The sequence below is a fragment of the Gluconobacter kondonii genome (assembly GCF_002723995.1).
Taxonomy (GTDB): domain Bacteria; phylum Pseudomonadota; class Alphaproteobacteria; order Acetobacterales; family Acetobacteraceae; genus Gluconobacter; species Gluconobacter kondonii.
The window spans coordinates 183,937-204,211 of the sequence record NZ_BEWP01000007.1; the positions used below are offsets into that span (position 1 = coordinate 183,937).

A 20,275-nucleotide genomic window follows, 5' to 3' on the forward strand; every position below is an offset into this window, starting at 1 on the left:
ACTCCCTAACTGGGCTTTTTATAAGGATGAAAAAATTCTCTCTGTTTCAGAACCTGCAAGCCAAATATAACAACAGCCCACTCTGTGGCGTCTGCTTTTTGTGCGTAAGGTTTCAGGTTCATGCCCTCCTCTTCTCACTCTCACTCATTCCGCCTGACACCGACGGATTATAACGCTCTGGTGGAACGGGCGACTGCCGAGCCCGAGCTTTACTGGATGCGCGAGAGCGAAAGGCTCTCCTGGAACACGGTGCCGCCTCACGCCCAGAGCGAACAACAAGGCTGGTTTGCCGGTGGCATGCTCAATGCAAGTGTCAATTGCCTGGACCGCCACCTCGAAACCCGCGGCGATCAGAAAGCCCTGATCTGGCAGGCTGAGGACGCCGGGCGCGTCCTAACTTTCACCTATAAAACCCTTCATGAACATGTCTGCCGCATGGCGAATGTTCTGCGAGAGCAAGGCATTCAGGCGGGGGATCGGGTTGCCATTCATCTGCCTTCCGTTCCTGAAGGCCTGATTGCCATGCTTGCCTGCGCGCGGATCGGCGCGATCCATGTGGTTCTTTTCGGCGGATTTTCTCCAGAGGCGATCGCGGACAGACTGGCTGACAGCGGGGCGGTTCTGGTGATCACGGCCAATGTCGGGCGACGGGGTCCTAGAAGAATTCCGTTCAAGGCCACACTGGATGCGGCGCTTGACCTCCGGCCGGACACCCTTGCCATCAACACTGTTCTTGTCGTGGGCGTGACGGACGACGAGGTGGGTATGAAGCCTGAGCGCGACAGATGGCTTGCACCCCTTCTGGACCAAGCCGCCTCAGATTGTACGCCTCAGAACATGCCCTCCTCGGCTCCGCTTTTCCTGCTTTATACGTCGGGCAGTACCGGCAAGCCCAAGGGCATCGTGCACGGAACGGGTGGATATCTGGTCTGGGCGTCCTACACCCATGAACTGGTGTTTGATCATCAGGACGGAGACATCTTCTGGTGCACGGCCGATATTGGCTGGATCACGGGGCACACTTACGGAGTTTATGGCCCTCTTCTGAACGGCGGTACGGTTCTGCTATTCGAGGGAATGCCGTCCTATCCGGGGCCGGGGCGCTGGTGGAATGTGATCCAGGATCACAAGGTGACGACATTCTACACGTCTCCAACCGCCATTCGTGCGCTCATGCGGGAAGGCGATGAGGTCGTGCAGCGTTATGACCTGTCTTCTCTGCGCGTTCTGGGAACTGTGGGGGAGCCCATAAGTCAGGAAGCCTGGTCCTGGTTCAACGATCATGTCGGTGGCGGGCGCTGCGCTTTCGTTGACACGTGGTGGCAGACGGAAAGCGGCGGCATTATGATTTCTCCCGTTCCGGGGGCCGTTCGTGAAAAGCCTGCCTCAGCAACGCTTCCCCTCCCCGGCGTGCATCCGGTTCTTCTGAACGAACAGGGCTTGCCTCGCGAAGGAGCCACAGAAGGCGTGCTTTGCCTCAAGGGATCTTGGCCCGGTCGCGCGCTCTCCATCTGGAACGATGACGGTCTTTTCGAACGCACCTATCTTCAGCCCTATGCCGGATATTATTTCACGGGAGACGGCGCTCGCCGTGACGAAGATGGGTACTACTGGATTACCGGACGAGTGGATGACGTCATCAATGTCTCGGGACACCGGATCGGCTCTGCTGAAATCGAAGATGCACTGGCGACTGTGCTGACCATTGCGGAGAGTGCCGCAATCGGTATCCCGCACGATCTCAAGGGACAGGGAATTGTCGTTTACGTCGTCCCGCGCGACAATGCTCCCGACGATCTACATGTCCGGGCTGCAAAAGCGATTACGTCAAAAGTGGGTCGCTATGCGGCGCCCGAGCGCATCCATGTCGTGCCGGATCTGCCCAAGACCCGTTCCGGGAAAAGCGTTCGCCGTCTGCTCCGCAAGATCGCCTGTGGGGAGACTGAAGGATTTGGCGATCTGTCCACCCTCGCCGATCCCGAAATCGTGGAGACGCTGATCCGCATCATCCAGACGCCAGCGGACTGACTGGTCCGCACTGGCGGCGTTCAGATATCGGTCGTAGCGCTCGATGTCTGAACCGGGATGAGCGCATCGCTCAGAACGCCGAAGACGACATGCACGAAATAGACGGAAAACGCGGCGACCAGCAGAACGGCAAACAGTTTTCCGAAAACTCTGAAGGCCCCGAGAATCAGCCCGCCCAACAGCAGAAACAACAGAGCCGTCTGAATCTGTCCCTGTATTCCAAGGCTGTTCAGCACCGAACGGGCCATGACCTCGATGATCGCCACGCAGGCCACCACAACGCCCAGCAGGCCCAGGATCAGACCCCACAACGTATCGAGTATGGATTGCATCACGTAAGCTGGCACCAACAGAAAGAGGACAAGATCACTCCACAAAGCCATTCTCCGTAGCTTTGGTCAACTGTCATCTGCTGTGGGGATAGACGAATGTGAGGGTGACCGTTACGAAAGGTGATCTTTTCCTGACCGGATTTCTGTTTTCATGGGTCATTTATGACGAATTCGCCTGCCCTGCTGCTGACGATCGTTCAGTCCATTCTCCCGATTCTCGTGACATTGGGCTTTGGCTATTTCGCGGCATACAGAAAAGATTTTGACGCCCAGCAGGCAGGTGTTCTGACACGTCTGGTCATGCTGTACGCGCTCCCACTGGAGTTGTTGGTTTCAATCCTCAGTACGCCGCGAGGTCAGGTTCTGGCTGCAGGGCCAGTCGCCGCGCTCATCCTGCTGGCCATGATTGGTGGGTATGGGTTGATCTTTGCCATCCTGCGCGGCCTGCTCAAACGCCGCCTTGGAGAAGCCGCACTGATCGCGATGACCATCACCGGTCCGTCCGTTCCCTTCATTGGTATTCCTGTTCTGGGCCAGATTTTCGGGCCCGCCAGTTCCGTGCCGATTTCAATCGCATCTTTGGCGATGAATCTGGTGCAACTCCCGATCACACTGATCCTGATGGGGCATGACCGTGGCACAGATCACCGCGTCGGGAATAACAACCAGGCGCGGAGTGACGTCCGCGAACTGTTCGGACATCTAATCCATTCTTGCCGCGAACCTGTGGTCTGGGTGCCTATGATGGCGCTTGTCTTGGTCAGCGCAGGTGCGTTCCTCCCGCAGTTCCTCAAAGGCTCTTTTCAGCTTCTTGGAAGGGCGACAGGCGGCGCGGCGCTCTTCGCCTCAGGTGTGGTTCTTTTCACCCGTCAGGTAAAATTCGGCCCTTTGGTGGGGGTCATTGTCAGTGTCCGGAACGTTGTCATTCCCGGTATCATCTATGCCTTGGCCCGCGCGTGGCATCTGCCCTTACCTGCGCTTCAGGAGAGTGTCCTGACGATGGCCATTCCCAGCGCATCCATCAACGTTATCCTTGCCATGCGATATCATGTTCTGGAACGTGAAATTGCATCCGTTCTGTTCTTCGGAACGTTATCCTCCATCTTCACCATGGCATTTTTCATTTGGCTAACAGGCGCATGAGTAGTTTCCTTTTTGTCTGCACAGGCAATATCTGTCGATCCCCTCTGGCCGAACTGGCCATGCGCCGGGAAGCGCGCGAACGAGGGCTGGAACTGGATATTGATTCTGCCGCCACTGGGCGGTGGAATCTGGGCGAAGCACCGGATCCACGCGCATGCGTCATCGCGTCCCGACAAGGTCTGGACGCTTCAACACTCCGCTCACGTCTTGTCACGGTAGATGATTTCAGCCGCTTTGATCATATCGTCGCTCTGGATCGCTCCCATCTGACAGTCCTTAAGAAAATGCAGCCCCGCGCTTCAAAATCGCACCTTTCGCTCATGCTGGATCATATTCCGACCCGCATGGGACAGGACGTCATTGATCCATATTATGGACCTGACGAAGGCTTCGTCAGAACCTGGGAAGACGTTGAAGCCGCCTGTGCTGCGCTCGCAAACGCAACCCTCGGACGACGCACCAAAGAGTGACGCCCCCATAAATCAGTAATGGAGAATTTCATGTCATCCAGACCCGGCATTCTGACGATCGATCCCATTCTTCCATTTATGAGAGAGCGGCTGGAGCAATCTTTTGAACTCCATCCCTACACCACACCTGAAGATCTGCAGCGCTTCGCTCCGAGCATCCGCGGCATCACGACTGGAGGCGCCTCTGGAGTTCCAGCCGAGATCATGAACGCGCTGCCCAATCTAGAAGTCATTTCGGTCAATGGCGTAGGCACCGATCGCATTGACCTGCAGGAAGCAAAACGCCGGAATATCGGCGTTGCGACAACCCAGAATACCCTGACAGAAGATGTGGCCGATATGGCCGTCGTCCTGATGATGACCGTTATGCGGGATGTCGTGAATAATGACCACTTCGTCCGGGCGGGAAGCTGGCCTCATTCCCCCCTCCCCCTAAGCCGCAGTCTGACAAAAAAACGGGTCGGGATTGCAGGGTTCGGTCACATAGGGCAGGCCATTGCCAAGCGTATCTCAGCTTTTGATATGGAGATTGCCTATTTCAACTCTCATGCAAAGCCTGACACGCCCTACCGCTTCGAGCCTGACCTGAAAAGCTTGGCAGAATGGTGCGATGTCCTAATACTCGCAGTGTCCGGAGGAGCACGTTCCGCAAACATGATCAATAACGACATCCTGACGGCGCTGGGAAAAGACGGTTTCTTGATCAATATCGCCCGGGGTACAGTCGTAGACGAAAACGCCCTTCTGGATGCCTTGAAAGAAAAGCGCATCGCTGGCGCAGGACTGGACGTTTTTCAGAATGAACCTGATATAAACCCGGCTTTTTTCGCGCTCACAAATACCGTTCTGCAAGCCCATCAGGCATCAGCAACAGTCGAAACCAGAACAGCCATGGGTAATCTGGTTGTGAATAATCTGATTGCCTATTTCACCGACGGAACGCTCCTCACTCCCGTCGTATAAGCTTATGCCACGAACTGTTCGGCAATGATCCGCTCCGAAAGGCCATGGTCCGGGTCGAACAGGATCGTGGCCTTTCGGGTGCGATCTTCACGCACCACAACTTCTGCCACATCACGAATTTCCGTAAAGTCCGCTACGGCTGCTGTCGCTCTTTTCTCCGTATCCAGAAGCGTCAGCTTCACCACAGCACTGGAGGGCAAAAGTGCCCCTCTCCAGCGACGAGGACGAAAAGCGGAGATTGGCGTTAAAGGAAGAATATTGGAGCTCAAAGGAACAATAGGTCCATGAGCTGAAAGATTATACGCTGTAGACCCCGCCGGAGTGGAAACAATAATTCCATCGCAAATCAGTTCTTCAAGACGCACCCGACCATCAATTTCAATTTTTATTCGGGATGTCTGCCTCGTTTGCCTGAAAAGAAAAACGTCGTTGAACGCCAATGCGCTCCTAACGATTCCCGTGGAAGTCGTCGCCGTCATGTGTAATGGATGAAGAACTGAGGGCTGAGCATTTTCAAGGCGACGCAAAAGATCCCCCTCATTGGCTGCATTCATTAAAAACCCGACAGTTCCGTAATTCATGCCATAGATGGCGATACTTCGATCCAGAACCTTGTGAAGTGCCTCAAGCATGAAGCCATCTCCACCCAGACAAACAACAAAATCTGCATTGTGAAGGTGGGCATTGCCGTACTTTTCTGAAAGCCGCTCCAGTGCTGACTGTGCAGTGTCGCTAGAAGACGCAACAAAATGAATTTTCATAGTGGAGCCATATCAATCCAAAGTCAGCACGAACCTTAACAGGTTCCGGCCTTCAGGTCGCGTTGGCAGACGTCCTATGATAATTTCTGTTGGTTTAAAAGAAGGCGGTATAGGGCTACAGAACCGACTACGATACGTCAGGTTTAGAACAGCAAGGCTCGCTATAAGGTCCAGCTCAATCGCATGAAGAGACCTTGCAAACATGATTGGCCATCTGCCTCCCGCATCCACCACTCATGCCTCAGAGTCGTCTTTGCGCGAGGATAGGGCAGCTGCTCCCAGAGCAGACGCAAGCGCCTTCGATCAGGCAATGATCAAAGCGAAACCAAAGCCCCCTGTCCCACCCAAACCAGCTCATCTGCAGGGAATAGCGGCAACGCACGCTCAGCAAACATTGCTGGGCACGATGTCAACGGAATCGCACCATGTCGGTGCCACCTCCGCAACCGCTCCCGTTACGGAAGGTATCTCGTCAGGGAAGCTCAGTGTTTACAGGACCGACAGCCGTCCGCCGCATGAGATTGCAGGTCCCGACGGTAAAGGCATGATCCCCTTCCAATGGCCTAAAAACATGCAGCCTACAGGCCTGCTCAAAAGCAAGATCGAGAACCTCAGAAATCCGAGCACCGGACGACTGCCAGCAAATCCGCTCAGAGACCTTGCAGTCATTGTGAAACGTGGGGGGGAAGATCTGGCGCCCCATCAGATCTCCACAGCTTTGAATGAAGCACAAGCCATTCCGGGTTCGTCTGGTAGAGGAAGTCATCTCTACAAACTCGACCTACCCTTCACCCATTATCATCTCCCGGCCTCGGGCGGACGGCTCGATACAAAGCCGATCAACGATGCCTCAACCCTGACGGCGTTGGGATCAGACAGTATAATGAACGGCCAAGCCTTGCTATCGAACAATCCGCATGTTTCCAGCTACGACGATCTACGTGACGGCGACCCCATCGGCTTGTTTCACAACAATCATCAGTACGGCGGCAACGGCGAAATTTCAGTATTCGGGGAAATATCCGGCACGCATATCTCACACACTCGTGGCTAAAGCCCTGCTCGGAAAGCAGTTTTCCAAAGTCAGGAAATAGACGGAAGCTTCGTTTTCTTCAGGGAGAACAAAGACCCATCTACTTGGAAGAGATGCGGCCCGTCCACTCCATTATTTGTGGAGCAAGGCCGTATCGAGCATGTTTTGGCGACTCAGAAGTCGATCGCCGTTTTAACATAATACATGCCGCCATTGAATCCGTATGGTGAATAAGAGGCATATTTCGTCAAACCCTGCTGCGTATGCGATATCGAAGAAGGTACACGCGTCGGATACTTGTTTCCGACATTGTTAGCCCCCACTCCAATACTCCAGTGAGGAAGAATTTTATAATCCACTTCCAGATTGGTCAGCAGGGCCGGGTTCTGCATGAACGGCACACTGCCCGGCCCTGTCGGAGCGGCCATGTAGATGATTGAGCCGTAGCGCATTTCCTGCACGAAGGCGGACCATTTGCCATAAGTCCAGTTCACGCTGATCTGCTCGCGGTTTTTTGGAGCCGCGTGCAGAACGATTTCCTTGGTGTATTCGTTGACGAAGTTCTCTTTCGCGGAACGGATTTCGGTATCCGAAAAATTGATCCCCATCGCAAACCGGAACTGCCCCAGGCGTTGTGTATGCAGCGTATAGTCGGCGCTGAAATCGCCACCAAATGTCTGGGTATTATAAAGATTTGCGTAATAGGAAAGCGATGTCGCGCTCTCAAGATTGTTCTGCGCAAGCAGATTCATGAGAACGGAATCGTTTTTATCAACGCTATAGGTCTTGGTGCTTCCCAGACGGGAGTTGATGGCGATGTAGTAAAGATTGCCGGTGACATGAAAATTATTCACCGGCGTCGCATCAATACCAATGCTATAGCTTCGGGAATACTCGCCTTTCATATTACCTGCCCCCAGATATCTGGCGATACTGCTGTTAGCCGGAACCTGATCTACCGTGTAACCGGGGTAAGGCGCGGAATAGAAATAGGACATCTCACCCAGCGTCGGCGGACGATAACCGGTATTGACATTGGCGCGCACAGCCCAGCGTTTATTGAAATTGTATCGTGTGCCGACCGAGCCCGTTTCGACAGTCGCGAGGTTGTTGTAACTCGCGACGCGGCCACCCAGCGTCCATTCCCACTTCTTTGTGACGTAGAATCCCAGATTTGCAAAACCCTCGTAAATATCACGGTTCTGGTTGGTGACGGCCATTGGGACGTTTCCCGGGTGGTCAGTGGCTCCCAGCCCTTCCCAGGATGCTGTCTCACCTTCCGTCATCTGGAACGTATCATGGCGGTATTCCGCACCGAATTTCAGATCAACCGGCCGCGGCAGAAAGCCCGTCTGGAACGAGCGCGAACCGCGAATGCCGCTCGTCAGTTCTGTGGCGATGGACGCTCCATCATAGAACGACGTCTGTGTGCTGTCGGGGATGGAAACATTTTCTGAATCCTTGGTCCCGTATTTCTGTTCATCCCGACCGAATGTGACATACGCGTCCCAAGCAAATCCAAACTTGTGAGCGCGGATGCCGTTGTCCGTCTCGAAATCATACTGGTCCATCGTGATATAGGGCTGGTTGCCGTTAGGATACAGATTGGTGTTGATCCAGGTATCCGTATCGGCCGCACTGCGATACGTCTCGGCGACATTGGCGCGGCGATGCGAGAATGTTGAGGTGCTATAGGCACTGAAACCGTGCCCAAGCGGCAGGGACATGTTCTCGCTTAATGTCTCTAGCGTCGATTTGGGAAGACCTAATCCCCGCTGCACATCGCGATTGGCCGTCTCGTTTCGGGAATCGCTGAAAAGCGTGCCATAGAAATCCCCACCACGTGTTGTGGGAAGCTGATGAGTGACCTGCGCGGCAAGATCAAGATATCCGCCATTATTCCCCAGAGCCATGCCATAATTGGCCGATCCATCGAGACCCTGCCCATCGCCAGCGTAATAGCCATTGTTCTTGAAATTAATGCTGCCGCCATGCGTGTCTCGTTTGAGGACGATATTAACCGCACCCGCAATGGCATCCTGTCCGTAAAGCGCAGATGCCCCTTCCGTAATCACCTCGATATGGTCAATGGCGGAGACCGGGATCAGCGAAATGTCGCTTGGTTCACTGCCCCAGTTCGTACCGGCATTCGAGTTGAAGTTGGCTCCGATATGGCGGCGATGGCCGTTGACAAGGATCAGCGTATCATCAGGAGATTGGCCACGAAGCTGCATCGTCTGAACGAATGCACTTGCTCCACCACCTGGAAGTGCGGCCGTTGTAATGGCCGGGTTAGCCTGCGCCAGTGCAGAAAGAACGTTCGTCTGACCTGTTTTGAGCAGTTCAGCCCCGGTCACCACAGTCACCTGGGCCGTACTATGGCGCGCCGCAACCGGAGAGAAGACCGAATTCGTCTGTCGGCCACCGACCTGAATACTTTCAGTCGATGTCGCCTGAAGCGATGTCGGAGCATGATGGACTGGCGGCGCGCTCTTGGCGGGAGCAGCGCCTGCTCTTTTTTTGACAACGACGCGATGATGTTTCACGGGAGCCGCTGCTGAAGCGGATGCCGCAAGAACCCTGTCAGGCATAAATGCGCCCAGTGCAGCTCCTGCGACCAGACAGAGTTTCCAATTTGACCCAATCAACATTGCATCCCTCTCAAGTCGCCGGAATTCCGATACGAAGCATGGGTTTATGGTACGGATGCGTTATGTTTTGGCGTCATATGGATTATTTATATTCCAATTTCGCAACGAGAATTTCGAGGAACTCTTCGCATAATCGCCGCTTCTGGCTCAATCGCATTCCAATGGATTGATTGACCATTTTTCCCAATCGGCAGAGTATTGGATTCACAGTCTGTCACATCAGGAGATCGGCCAGTTGGATATCAGGCGTTTGCAGGCTTTCGTGAAGATCATTGATCTCGGCAGTATTTCACGCGCCGCTGATCTGCTGAACATCGCCCAGCCCGCGCTTAGCCAGCAACTGGCAGCCCTTGAAAGCGCATTCCGTCAGAAACTGGTGATCCGGAGCAAAAGCGGGGTCACGCCCACCATTGCCGGTTCTGTTCTGTACCGTCACGTCCAGATCCTGAGCAAGCAGTTCGACCGGGCCATGGTCGAGATTACTCAAGGCGCTGGCCCGCTTGTTGGCAAGGTTTCGGTCGGCCTGTCTCCATACAGCGCAGGCTCGACGCTATCGGTCGAGCTTCTGCGCCGTATCCGAGAGGAACTTCCCGGCATCATCCTGCACCTGACCGAGAGTTTTGACGACATCTACAGCGAACTTGTCATGACAGGCCGACTGGACATGGCCGTCATTCATGGTTCTGGTCCCATGAAAGGCGTCAGCTTCACGCCTCTGATGAAGGAAGAATTCTTCCTGCTCGCCCCGCAGGCCCTCACCATTCCTCACGACGGCGACAATACAGTTCAGCTCGCGGATATCACGGATATTCCTTTGCTTGTGCCGCCAAAGCACAACTTTGTCCGCAAGGCGATCGATATGGCGTTTATGCGCAAAGGGCTGGAGCCTAAGATCGTTGCGGAAATCGAAGCTCTGACAACACTTCAGGGTGCCATTCAGGAGGGGATCGGCAGCACCATTCTCCCCTGGTCGGTAGCCAGCAGGATTGCCGTTGAAGACCAGTCACGCATCTATGCCCTGCGTAATCCCGTCATCAGCGAAAATGTCTCTCTCTGCATCCCGGAGCTTGTTCCTGAGACAGAGGCGTCAGTGGCCGTCCGGGAGCGCCTCATAGACCTTGCCCGGGCCATGGCGTCCTCACGCAACTGGCCCGGAACGCAGGCCTCTACTTAAAAGCCGTTTCGACCAGCCCGACATTGGGCTGCGTCAGAAATTCCGGGCGCAACAGATTTGAAAGTACTTCTTGAGACAACAGCTTTTCCTGAAGGACAAGCTCCGGCACGCTCCGGTTTTCATCCAGAGTCCGGCGGGCAATCCGGGAACAGGTCTCGTATCCAAGAAGCGGGACCAGTGCCGTGACGATACCGATATTCCTTTCAAACAGAAAACGGCACCGCTCGGCGTCTGCTGTAATTCCTTGAACGCATTTTTTAGTCAGAAGCGTGACGGCAGCGATCAATGTTTTGAGGGACGAGAAAAGGCAGTATCCGATCATCGGTTCGAAAGGATTAAGCTGAAACTGTCCCCCCTCTGCACACATGCTCAGCGTGACGTCATAACCCGCAACGAGATACGCCACCTGATTGACAGCTTCAGGAATGACCGGATTGACTTTGCCCGGCATGATGGAAGACCCTGCCTGAACGGATGGGAGCGTGATTTCTCCGATGCCAGCCCGAGGGCCGCTCGACAGCAGGCGTAGATCGCTTGCGATTTTGGACAGCTTGAGCGCCAGCCGTTTGAGAACACCAGAAAACAGCACAAAAACACCGACATCCGAAGTCGCCTCGATCCTGTCAGAAGCTCCTTTCACGGCCAGATCTGTCAGCCGTCCTAACTCCTGCAAGACAGTGTTCGCATAACGTGGGTCCGTGTTCAGACCTGTTCCGATCGCCGTCCCGCCCAGATTGACAGTCAGAAAAGCTTCGGACTGGCTGCGGATATGATGAATTTCCGTCTCTATCGCATGCTGAAACGCCCTGAATTCCTGCCCGAGCGTCATGGGCACGGCATCCCGCAACTGCGTGCGGCCGACTTTCAGGATGTCCGAGAATTCATCGGCCTTTTCTTCGAAAGTCCGGGCCAGTTCTTCAAGTGCTCCAAGCAGAGGTTTAGTCGCCGTGAACAGTCCCAGTCGCAAGGCCGTCGGATAAACATCATTCGTGGACTGAGCCATGTTCACATGGTCGTTGGGATGCAGGATCTGGTAATCACCGGGTTTGTGTCCCGCCAGTTTCAGCGCGACATTGGCGATGACTTCATTGACGTTCATGTTGGTGGACGTCCCGGCACCACCCTGCATGGCATCCACAATGAAATAGCTGCGATAATCGTCATGCTTCAGCAGTGCCTGGCACGCAGCCTCGATCAGGTCAGCCCGCTCTGTATCCAGATAACCGAGAGCTCTGTTCGTTCGTGCAGCTGCCTGTTTGACTGTAACAAAAGCGCGGATAAACTCTGAAAACGCCCCTACCGGCTCCCCGCTGATGGGAAAGTTCTCCGCCGCCCGGCTGGTATGGACACCCCACAGAGCGTTCTTCGGGATGCGAACCTCTCCCAGCAGGTCTTTCTCGACCCTGAAGTCATTCAGAGGTGGCATCATGCCTGCCGCAACGTCGGACCGGGATGCGGATGTCGTCATTTCGGGTATCCAGAGCTGTGATAGACCCCGAGCCTATTATTGCGACTTCGATTCAACCCCATATGATTGTGGTATAGGGTCAGACAATTTTCGGCAGTATCTCGACGCCTGCGAAACGATTTACGATGCCGCTATTCGCGCATGCGTTACCCTTATGCGGCAATGGAGACATCAATGCCCGGTTTTGCTGATCGACTGAATGGAATTGGCGTTTCGGCCTCTGCCGCCATGACCGACAAGGCCCGCGAACTCAAGGCGGAAGGCCTCAAAATCGTCAGCCTCTCTTCCGGTGAGCCCGATTTCCCGACTCCCGATCACGTCGTGGACGCCGCCATAGTGGCCGCCCGTGGCGGCGATACGAAATATCCGCCGCAGGATGGAAAGCCCGCGCTCAAGAAAGCCATTCAGGCCAAGTTCCTGCGCGAAAACCATCTCGATTACGCGCTTGACGAAATTCTCGTCGCCAATGGCGCCAAACAGATCATTTTCGATGCCCTGATGGCGACCTGTAATACAGGCGACGAGGTTGTCCTCCCCGCTCCGTACTGGATCAGCTATTCGGATATCGCCCGTCTGTGTGGTGCCAGACCCGTGCAGATCAACTGCCCGGCCGAAGACAATTTCCGCCTGTCTGCCAAAGCGCTGGATGCCGCCATTACACCCAACACCAAATGGCTGCTGCTCAATTTCCCCAACAATCCGACCGGGGCCTGTTGCCCGCGTGAAGACATGGAAGAAATCGCGGCCGTTCTCCTGAAGCATCCGCATGTCTGGATCATGACGGATGATATTTACGAACACCTGATCTATGACGGGTTCGACTTCTGCACCATTGCCGAAGTCGCACCACGCTTGAAAGACCGCGTTCTGACGGTCAATGGCGTCTCCAAAGCTTATGCCATGACGGGCTGGCGCGTCGGTTATTGCGGCGGCCCGCGGGACCTGATCGCCGCCATGAACAACATGCAGGGACAGTCAACCAGCGGTATCAACACCATCGCGCAGGCCGCTGCCATTGCCGCCCTTGAAGGCCCGCAGGATTTTCTGAAAGAGCGTGCGGCCGAATATCAGTCCCGACGGGATCTGGTTGTTGGTCTGCTGAATGCCATTCCGGGCGTGACATGCCACACGCCGCAGGGCGCATTCTACGTCTATCCCGAAATCGGTGCCTGCCTGGGCAAGACCACGCCCAAAGGACGCCATATCGCAACGGATGCCGACTTCGTCATGGCTCTGCTGGAAGAACAGCAGGTCGCATCTGTTCAGGGGGGAGCTTACGGCATGAGCCCGTTCTTCCGCATTTCCTACGCAACCGACCGGGAAACGCTCAAGGAAGGCTGCCGACGCATCGCAGAGTTCGTGACCTCCCTTCGCTGACAAAACGGCGGGGAAGCACGAACTTTCCCCGCTTCTCTCATGCCAACAGGTATCGTAACGATCAGTTGGCGGGTTCAACCTGCACAATCAAAGCGCCGTACCCCGTCAGCGCGCCATCCTCACCGACAACGTCCATAACCGTTCCCGCAACCGGTACGATAACCGGGATCTGCAAGACTCCGATCTGCATCTGCGCCACGACTGCCCCCGCCGCCACCGACGTTCCGACTTTTGCCAGATCTGTCAGTACCAACGTACCGAAATAAGGCGCGCGGATTTCAAGACGGCTCGTGGCTTCTGTGGCAGACGCAGCATCCTCTGCAATCTGCACATCCGGTCGCGTGACAGGAGCAGTCATGCGCATAAAACAGCGCGCGCCCTTGCCATCTGAAAGCTCGATCGTCTCCAGCCCGGCCTCCAGCAACAAATCCGCAAGCCGCGCCAGATCGTCCGGAGACGGGATGCCTTCAAACATCGGAATCTGATTGTCCACAGTCTTCATGATGCAGACCTCTCTGCGAGCCAGCGTTCCAGATAGTGAATATCCACGCCTCCCTCCTGAAACTGCGGATCGGCCAGAAGTGCTTGATGAAGGGCGATATTGGTTGAAATACCCTCAACTTTCATTTCGAACAGCGCCACCCGCATTCGGGCAATCGCCTGCTCCCGTGTCGCGCCGTAGCTGATGATCTTTCCGATCAGCGAGTCATAATAAGGTTGAACCGTATAGTTGCTCACCACATGCGTATCGACGCGAATACCCGGACCACCCGGCAGATCCCATCGTGTCAACGTGCCGGGGGACGGCATGAATGTTGCGGCATCTTCTGCATTCAAGCGACACTCAATCGCATGGCCCTGCATCAGAATATCGTCCTGATGCAGGCCAAGTGCTTCACCCTGTGCGATCCGAATCTGCTGGGCCACAATGTCGATACCGGTCGTTTCTTCCGTAATGGGATGCTCGACCTGCACGCGCGTGTTCATCTCGATGAATGCGAAGACCCCGTCTTCATACAGGAACTCGAACGTCCCTGCCCCGCGATAGCCAATCTGGCGACAGGCCTGAACACAACGCGCTCCGATCTCGGCGATGGTCTCTGGCGGAATGCCGGGCGCTGGCGCTTCTTCGAGAATTTTCTGATGGCGCCGCTGCAAGGAGCAGTCCCGCGCGCCCAACCAGAGCGACGTTCCATGCGTATCGCACAGGACCTGAATTTCCACATGACGCGGTTTCTGCATGTATTTTTCAAGATACAGCGTCGGGTTTCCGAAAGCCTGCTGCGCTTCTTTGGCCGTCAGCGCGACGGCATTTTCGAGTTCATCCACACCATGCACGACCCGCATGCCGCGACCGCCGCCGCCGCCAGAGGCCTTGACGATCACAGGGAAACCAACCTCGAGCGCGATGGAACGAATCTCATCCGCAGAAGTCGGGAGTGGACCATCCGAACCCGGCACGCAGGGCACTCCGGCCTCCCGCATGGCCCGTTTGGCGGTAATCTTGTCCCCCATCATGCGAATGGAATCTCCGGTCGGACCGATGAAGGTCAGCCCCGCCGCTTCAACCGCATCGGCAAAATCCGCATTTTCCGAAAGGAACCCGTATCCCGGATGGATGGCACCCGCCCCTGTCACTTTCGCAGCCAGAAGCAGCCCCTCCTTGTCGAGATAGCTTTTCGACGCCGCCGCCGAACCAATACACAGAGCCACATCCGCTTCACGAACATGTCGGCTGTCTGCATCAGCTTCCGAATAGACTGCCACTGTTTCCAGCCCAAGCTGACGGCAGGCGCGCTGGATGCGCAGGGCAATTTCCCCGCGATTGGCAATCAGAACTCTTTTGAAACGCTGCATTTCATTCATACCAGACGGAACAGGGGCGTTCCCATATCGACTTCAGTGCCACCGGCCACCAGAACAGCCTCAATCGTTCCTGCAACGCTCGCACGGACTGGATTGAAAACCTTCATGGCCTCCAGCAACCCGACCTGCTGCCCCGCCTCAACCTGCTGTCCGACAGCCACGTAAGGCGGTGCGTCCGGTGAAGGCGCCAGATGAAAGACGCCATAAGACGGCGCTGTAATGGTTTCCTGAGCGTTTGCGACGACTGTTGGTGAAGGTAAGGTTCCTGTCGTCTCTGTCTCCGCTGATTTTACAGGGGTAGAGATAACCGGAACCGCTTGATCACTCCGGGCTCTTGTAAGCCGGATTTTACGGCCGTTGTCCTCAATCTCAAGCTCCGCAATCGGAGCCTGTGCCATGAGATCGATCAGGCGTCTGATCTGTGAAAGATCCACTGATATCAGCCCGAAACAGAGGTTTTCTTTGCAAAATTCAGTCCACCCACGACCTGCATCGTCGGCAGCACTTCCATGAAGCTGACATTCATGCGCTGCGGCGCCAGAACTGCGAAGGCCACGGAGTTGGCAATGTCTTCCGGCAGCAGAGAGTCATATTCGTCGAAGAACCGCTTCTTTGCTTCGGCCATGTCACCAATCAGACGGCCGAAAACCTCGGTCTCCACACGAGCGGGCGAAACTTCCGTCACCCGGATCTGACGACCGAACAGATCGCACCGCAACTGCTGGGACAGCGAATGCACGCCAGCCTTTGTCGTATGATAGACTGTGTTGCCCCCTGCAAAAGCGTAATGTCCGGCAATCGAACTGATATTCACGATATGCCCGCGGTTACGTTCAATCATTCCCGGCACCACCAGACGCGTCAGTTGCAGCACGGCGCGCAGATTCACATCCACGAGTGCATCGATATCCTCTGGCGTCGTGTTGGTGATGTTGCCGGTCCGGGACTGTCCTGCATTATTCACCAGAACGTCAATTTCCAGCCCTGCGATCAGAGCTTCAAGGCCCGCCTGATCCGATACGCTAACAGCATGAGGGACACATCCCGTTTCGCTTGCCAGTGCTTCGAGGCGCTTCGCATCCCTCGCCAGAGCATGAACTTCAATGCCGCTTTCGCTCAAGCGCCGGACAATGGCAGCGCCGATGCCCGAGGAAGCACCAGTGACGAGGGCTGTGCGATAGGGTGTATTGCTCATGCGAAGGGGACTCATTGCTGAAATATGATGAAAGAACGCCCTCAGCCCCATCGGCGAAACGGAGCATCAGACAGAAATATAGCCCCGACGCTAATGGAGTTACCGCGCAAACACCAAGAGCCGTTCGTTCTTGCCCCATAACATTATCCGATGGCACTCTCACCCCAAGAGGCAGCCATAAGATTATCCAATGACCTCAAACGCCAAATTGCTCTGGTCATCATTCCCATGTCAGTCATATCGTTTCGATGCCGCCTCAAAAACGGCTCTTGAGACAATGAGACGGATCCGTCACAGCCCGGGAACTGCATGTTTTGACCGCAGACACGCTCCTCACCTCTGACCGGCACCACGCCAGCAACGCTCCGGTCATCAGCATGATGGGCACACGCGCCATACTGTTCGAAGCACCCGGCGCCTTTACCATGGAGCAACAGCAGCGGATCTGGGCGCTCATGGATCATGCCGGAAACCGCGCTGATATTCAGGAACTCGTCCCCGGCGTTACCAACCTACTCCTGATCTTCAATCGCTCCCCGGAAGATCTGGAACAGATTGCTGACTGGCTCCGCAACACCTGGGAAAGCCTTCCACCGCGCCAGATCATGGGACGTCTCTTTGAAGTGAATGTTCGCTATGGTGGCGCACTGGGGGAGGATCTGGCAGCGGTTTCCGCCCATACTGGGCTGCCCCCCAAAGAGGTGATCCGCCTTCATCACGAGGGTGAATATACAGTCTGCGCCATCGGAAGCGCACCCGGTTTCGGTTATTTACACGGCCTAAACCCGCGTATCGCAACGCCGCGAAAATCCGTTCCCTCTCTCAACATGCCAGCAGGAACCGTGACGATCGGAGGGATGCAGGCCGGGATTTCCGCACTGACCGGTCCCAATGGCTGGAATTCAATCGGTTATACCGAAATCTGTCTTTTCGACCCGTATCGCAGCTCTCCCTCTTTGTTCGCCATCGGCGATCGTATCCGTTTTCGCCCGGAGAGCATTGAGCTGTGATCACAATTTTGGAAACCGCGCCGCTTAATACGATTCAGGATCAGGGGCGTCCCGGCTATCGCAATCTGGGAGTCGGGAGTTCGGGGGTCATGGACCCGCTCGCCCTGAAAATCGGCAATATTCTTCTGGGCAATGATCTGGACGCCGCCTGCATAGAGCTTCAGACTTATCCTTTCGTAATCCGGTTCGACACCCCAACCAGCTTTGCCGTTACAGGAATTGAAGCACCTCTGACACTGGACGGCAGGCCCGTTCTTGCATGGTCCGTGGAAACCGCAGCTCCCGGGCAGATGCTCAGGGTCGGCATTCCCAGAACGGGTGCCCGGGCATATGTCTGTGTCGGAGGCGGCATTGACGTTCCTGTGGTTCTGGAGTCACGCAGTACCCAGCTTCGCGGCAGTTTCGGGGGAATGGACGGACGGTTTCTCGAAGCGGGGGATAAACTTGCCACTCAACCTGCGACCGAGCCGCTCTCAGGGTATGGTTCGGTTCCGCCAGCGCGCGTTCTCAATCATCATGCCGTCGACGATAAAACCATTCTGCTGCGCGCCATTCCCGGCACGGATTACGCGCGTTTCACGCCTGAATCCCGCGAGCGTTTCTGGAATCAGGGCTGGCGCATCACGCCACAGAGCAATCGCGTAGGATATCGTCTCAGCGGAAGACCCCTCGCCATGCTCGAACAGGCCGAACTTCGATCATACGGCATTATTCCGGGCATCATACAGGTTCCACCGGCTGGAGAACCTATCGTCCAGCTCGCGGACGCAAATACCGCAGGCGGCTATCCGCGCATCGCAACCGTGATCGAGGCCGATCTCTGGTGTCTGGCACAGGCCCGGATCGGAACGTCCATCCGCTTTGTCGAATGCAACCACAAGACCGGCATCGCGGCCGAACAACCCATCAAGAGCTACCTTGATGATCTCCGCCTGATGGTCGCCCAGTACCGCGCCTCCTGTCAGTCACGAAACGGCACAAACTCCCGAGGCAAAGCATGAAGATCGACCTGAATTCCGACATGGGCGAAGGCTTTGGCCGTTGGCGTATCGCTGATGATGACGGGCTGATGGATGTTATTTCGTCAGCCAATATCGCCTGTGGTTTCCATGCCGGGGACTACGCCATCATGAACCGGACGGTGCAGCGCGCGAAAGAAAAAGGCGTCGGCATTGGGGCACATCCGGGGTTGCCGGACCTGATCGGTTTCGGCCGGCGTTCCATGTCCATTTCGGACGCCGATATGGAAGCCATGATGGTTTACCAGATCGGCGCACTTCAGGCCGTGGCGGCCATGCACGGACATCGCGTCACCCATGTCAGCTATCACGCCGCCTTTGGAAACATGGCCAATGCCGATGCCGGTCTGGCGTTGAGGCTTACCCGCGCCATCGCCGCGCTGGATCGTGAACTGACGGTCTTCTGCATGCCCGGACAGCTGACGGAGCGTGCAGCCGAGACGGCAGGACTTCGTGTTCAGACTCTGTTTCTTGCAGACCGGGCCTATACGAGCCTTGGGACGCTTGTTCCCCGCGACCAGCCGGGCGCCGTCATTCATGATCTGGCTGCCATCAGGGCGCGCGTCAGACAGTTTCTGGAAGACGGATCTGTCACGACCTCTGTGGGATCAAGGCTTCAGGTCAAGGCACAGTCCATTCTGGTGCATAGCGACACACCGGGATCACTGGAATTGGCAAAAGCCATCCGCTCAGAAATTGAAGCGACCGGGGCAGTCCTGACACCGGCGTTCCGGCTTCACGACTGACAATCATAATGCCTCTGACCAGTCCTTCAGACATTGCTGCGTCAGTATCGTGCATCGAGGTATGAGTTAAAATGAAGCATGATCTGAAACGTGGCGCCCTGCTTCTGGCATCAGCCACGTTTTTTGTTGCGGCGCTCAATGCTCTTCAAAAGCTCACAGGAACACGACTTCCCGCTCTTGAGATCATATTTTTTCGCAATCTCTTTTCTCTGCCTTTTGTACTTCTGATCGCCTCCAGAACAGGAATTATCCTCAGAACGCATCACTTTCGTGGTCACCTGATCCGATCTGTCGTCGGACTGATCAGCATGATCATGGTTGTCATCACCGTGACACGTCTGCCGCTGGCAGAACAGCAGGTCCTTTCCTACACCCAACCCCTATTTCTTGTGCTGCTTTCAATCCCGTTGCTGCACGAACGGCCCTCCCTTCAGCGCTGGATCGCAGTTCTGATCGGATTTTCAGGTGTCGTGGTTGTCGCACTTGGAAAAGGGCTTCTCAATACGAGCGCCACATCGGTGTCCACAGCCATCTATCTGCTGGCACTGGCGCAAGGAGCAGTCGGTGCGCTGACAACCATGCAGATCCGTCAACTTTCGGCCACCGAGGCCAGTACGACGATTTCATTATGGCAGGCCATTCTCATGACAGTCATGACCGCTGCGCCCCTCCCTTTCATCTGGGTCACACCGGGGTGGCAGGACGGTTTGTGTCTGGTGATCGTGGGCGGTTTTGCCGGTATCGCGCAGGTTCTTCAAACTGAGGCTTTTGCTTCGGCGCAGGTCTCTGCCATCGGCCCATTTGCCTATACGGGTCTGCTCTGGGCCGCACTGATCGGCTGGCTCGGTTTTGGCGAAATTCCCAGCTCTGCCATGGCTGCTGGCGCAGTTCTGATCATCGGATCAGGCGTCTGGATGCTGCGCCATGACCGGGCCTCGAAAGCCAGAGATGCGATCGTCGCAACGGTTGAGACCGCCGAAGGCTCCTGAATTTTCAGTTCTTTTTAAAGCAATCATCATCCTCAACAGCTGAAATTCCG

At 55.7% G+C, this 20,275-nt stretch carries 19 protein-coding genes; 11 read left to right on the top strand and 8 right to left on the bottom strand.

All coding sequences use genetic code 11. The features are described from left to right. Positions 1 to 120: 120 nt before the first annotated feature. On the top strand, positions 121 to 2,028 hold the full coding sequence (acs, locus tag GKO01_RS09955; protein WP_099286937.1) for an acetate--CoA ligase: 1,908 nt from the start codon (positions 121 to 123) through the stop codon (positions 2,026 to 2,028). 20 nt (positions 2,029 to 2,048) lie between these two features. Here acs and GKO01_RS09960 read toward each other — a convergent pair whose 3' ends face one another. Then, positions 2,049 to 2,360, bottom strand: coding sequence for a hypothetical protein (locus GKO01_RS09960; RefSeq protein WP_099286981.1), 312 nt, complete (start codon positions 2,358 to 2,360; stop codon positions 2,049 to 2,051). A gap of 162 nt (positions 2,361 to 2,522) precedes the next feature. Between GKO01_RS09960 and GKO01_RS09965 the strand changes: the two genes are divergently transcribed. Genes GKO01_RS09965 through GKO01_RS09975 form a run of 3 tightly spaced genes read left to right on the top strand, consistent with a single transcriptional unit; the run spans position 2,523 to position 4,936 of the window. Next, complete coding sequence (locus GKO01_RS09965) at positions 2,523 to 3,503, top strand: AEC family transporter (RefSeq protein ID WP_099286938.1); 981 nt, start codon at positions 2,523 to 2,525, stop codon at positions 3,501 to 3,503. Continuing rightward, a complete protein-coding gene (locus GKO01_RS09970) occupies positions 3,500 to 3,973 on the top strand; it encodes a low molecular weight protein-tyrosine-phosphatase (protein ID WP_099286939.1) in 474 nt (157 codons plus the stop codon). The genes GKO01_RS09965 and GKO01_RS09970 overlap by 4 nt, the downstream gene beginning before the upstream one ends. A 30-nt stretch (positions 3,974 to 4,003) precedes the next feature. Next, positions 4,004 to 4,936 (top strand): 2-hydroxyacid dehydrogenase, encoded by a 933-nt coding sequence (locus GKO01_RS09975; RefSeq protein WP_099286982.1) that lies wholly within the window; start codon positions 4,004 to 4,006, stop codon positions 4,934 to 4,936. A 2-nt stretch (positions 4,937 to 4,938) separates the two neighbouring features. Here the strand turns inward: GKO01_RS09975 and GKO01_RS09980 are convergent, their stop codons facing one another. Next, positions 4,939 to 5,697: an NAD kinase gene (locus tag GKO01_RS09980; RefSeq protein WP_099286940.1), complete on the bottom strand. Its 759-nt coding sequence runs from the start codon at positions 5,695 to 5,697 to the stop codon at positions 4,939 to 4,941. 202 nt (positions 5,698 to 5,899) lie between these two features. On the opposite strand from GKO01_RS09980, the gene GKO01_RS09985 reads away from it, so the two are divergent. Beyond that, the gene (locus tag GKO01_RS09985) at positions 5,900 to 6,751 is read left to right on the top strand and encodes a hypothetical protein (RefSeq protein WP_099286941.1); all 852 of its coding nucleotides are present in this window, start codon (positions 5,900 to 5,902) and stop codon (positions 6,749 to 6,751) included. Positions 6,752 to 6,903: 152 nt separating this feature from the next. Here the strand turns inward: GKO01_RS09985 and GKO01_RS09990 are convergent, their stop codons facing one another. Continuing rightward, the gene (locus GKO01_RS09990) at positions 6,904 to 9,321 is read right to left on the bottom strand and encodes a TonB-dependent receptor plug domain-containing protein (protein WP_373319079.1); all 2,418 of its coding nucleotides are present in this window, start codon (positions 9,319 to 9,321) and stop codon (positions 6,904 to 6,906) included. A 295-nt stretch (positions 9,322 to 9,616) separates the two neighbouring features. On the opposite strand from GKO01_RS09990, the gene GKO01_RS09995 reads away from it, so the two are divergent. Next, positions 9,617 to 10,555, top strand: coding sequence for a LysR substrate-binding domain-containing protein (locus GKO01_RS09995; protein WP_099286943.1), 939 nt, complete (start codon positions 9,617 to 9,619; stop codon positions 10,553 to 10,555). Here the strand turns inward: GKO01_RS09995 and GKO01_RS10000 are convergent. Beyond that, complete coding sequence (locus GKO01_RS10000; protein WP_099286944.1) at positions 10,548 to 12,023, bottom strand: aspartate ammonia-lyase; 1,476 nt, start codon at positions 12,021 to 12,023, stop codon at positions 10,548 to 10,550. The two genes, GKO01_RS09995 and GKO01_RS10000, sit on opposite strands and share 8 nt — an antisense overlap. A 174-nt stretch (positions 12,024 to 12,197) precedes the next feature. Between GKO01_RS10000 and GKO01_RS10005 the strand changes: the two genes are divergently transcribed. Beyond that, positions 12,198 to 13,400 carry a pyridoxal phosphate-dependent aminotransferase gene (locus tag GKO01_RS10005; protein WP_099286945.1) on the top strand — a complete coding sequence of 401 codons (1,203 nt, stop codon included), beginning with the start codon at positions 12,198 to 12,200 and terminating at the stop codon, positions 13,398 to 13,400. A 61-nt stretch (positions 13,401 to 13,461) separates the two neighbouring features. On the opposite strand, the gene GKO01_RS10010 is transcribed toward GKO01_RS10005, so the two are convergent. The 4 genes from GKO01_RS10010 to GKO01_RS10025 are packed head-to-tail and all read right to left on the bottom strand — an operon-like array spanning position 13,462 to position 16,461. Then, positions 13,462 to 13,902: a biotin/lipoyl-containing protein gene (locus tag GKO01_RS10010; protein WP_099286946.1), complete on the bottom strand. Its 441-nt coding sequence runs from the start codon at positions 13,900 to 13,902 to the stop codon at positions 13,462 to 13,464. Further along, positions 13,899 to 15,266: an acetyl-CoA carboxylase biotin carboxylase subunit gene (gene accC / locus GKO01_RS10015; RefSeq protein ID WP_099286947.1), complete on the bottom strand. Its 1,368-nt coding sequence runs from the start codon at positions 15,264 to 15,266 to the stop codon at positions 13,899 to 13,901. Before accC ends, GKO01_RS10010 begins: the two co-directional genes overlap by 4 nt. After that, entirely contained in the window at positions 15,263 to 15,700 is a 438-nt protein-coding gene (locus tag GKO01_RS10020; protein ID WP_099286948.1) for an acetyl-CoA carboxylase biotin carboxyl carrier protein, read from the bottom strand. Before GKO01_RS10020 ends, accC begins: the two co-directional genes overlap by 4 nt. 5 nt (positions 15,701 to 15,705) lie before the next feature. Next, positions 15,706 to 16,461 carry an SDR family oxidoreductase gene (locus GKO01_RS10025; protein ID WP_099286949.1) on the bottom strand — a complete coding sequence of 252 codons (756 nt, stop codon included), beginning with the start codon at positions 16,459 to 16,461 and terminating at the stop codon, positions 15,706 to 15,708. A gap of 377 nt (positions 16,462 to 16,838) precedes the next feature. Between GKO01_RS10025 and pxpB the strand changes: the two genes are divergently transcribed. The 4 genes from pxpB (at position 16,839) to GKO01_RS10045 (ending at position 20,225) form a co-directional block, all read left to right on the top strand. Beyond that, positions 16,839 to 17,471 (top strand): 5-oxoprolinase subunit PxpB, encoded by a 633-nt coding sequence (gene pxpB / locus GKO01_RS10030; protein ID WP_099286983.1) that lies wholly within the window; start codon positions 16,839 to 16,841, stop codon positions 17,469 to 17,471. After that, entirely contained in the window at positions 17,468 to 18,472 is a 1,005-nt protein-coding gene (locus GKO01_RS10035; RefSeq protein ID WP_099286950.1) for a 5-oxoprolinase subunit C family protein, read from the top strand. The genes pxpB and GKO01_RS10035 overlap by 4 nt, the downstream gene beginning before the upstream one ends. After that, complete coding sequence (locus tag GKO01_RS10040) at positions 18,469 to 19,236, top strand: LamB/YcsF family protein (RefSeq protein ID WP_099286951.1); 768 nt, start codon at positions 18,469 to 18,471, stop codon at positions 19,234 to 19,236. Before GKO01_RS10035 ends, GKO01_RS10040 begins: the two co-directional genes overlap by 4 nt. A 71-nt stretch (positions 19,237 to 19,307) precedes the next feature. Then, positions 19,308 to 20,225: a DMT family transporter gene (locus GKO01_RS10045; protein ID WP_099286952.1), complete on the top strand. Its 918-nt coding sequence runs from the start codon at positions 19,308 to 19,310 to the stop codon at positions 20,223 to 20,225. Positions 20,226 to 20,275: the final 50 nt, after the last annotated feature.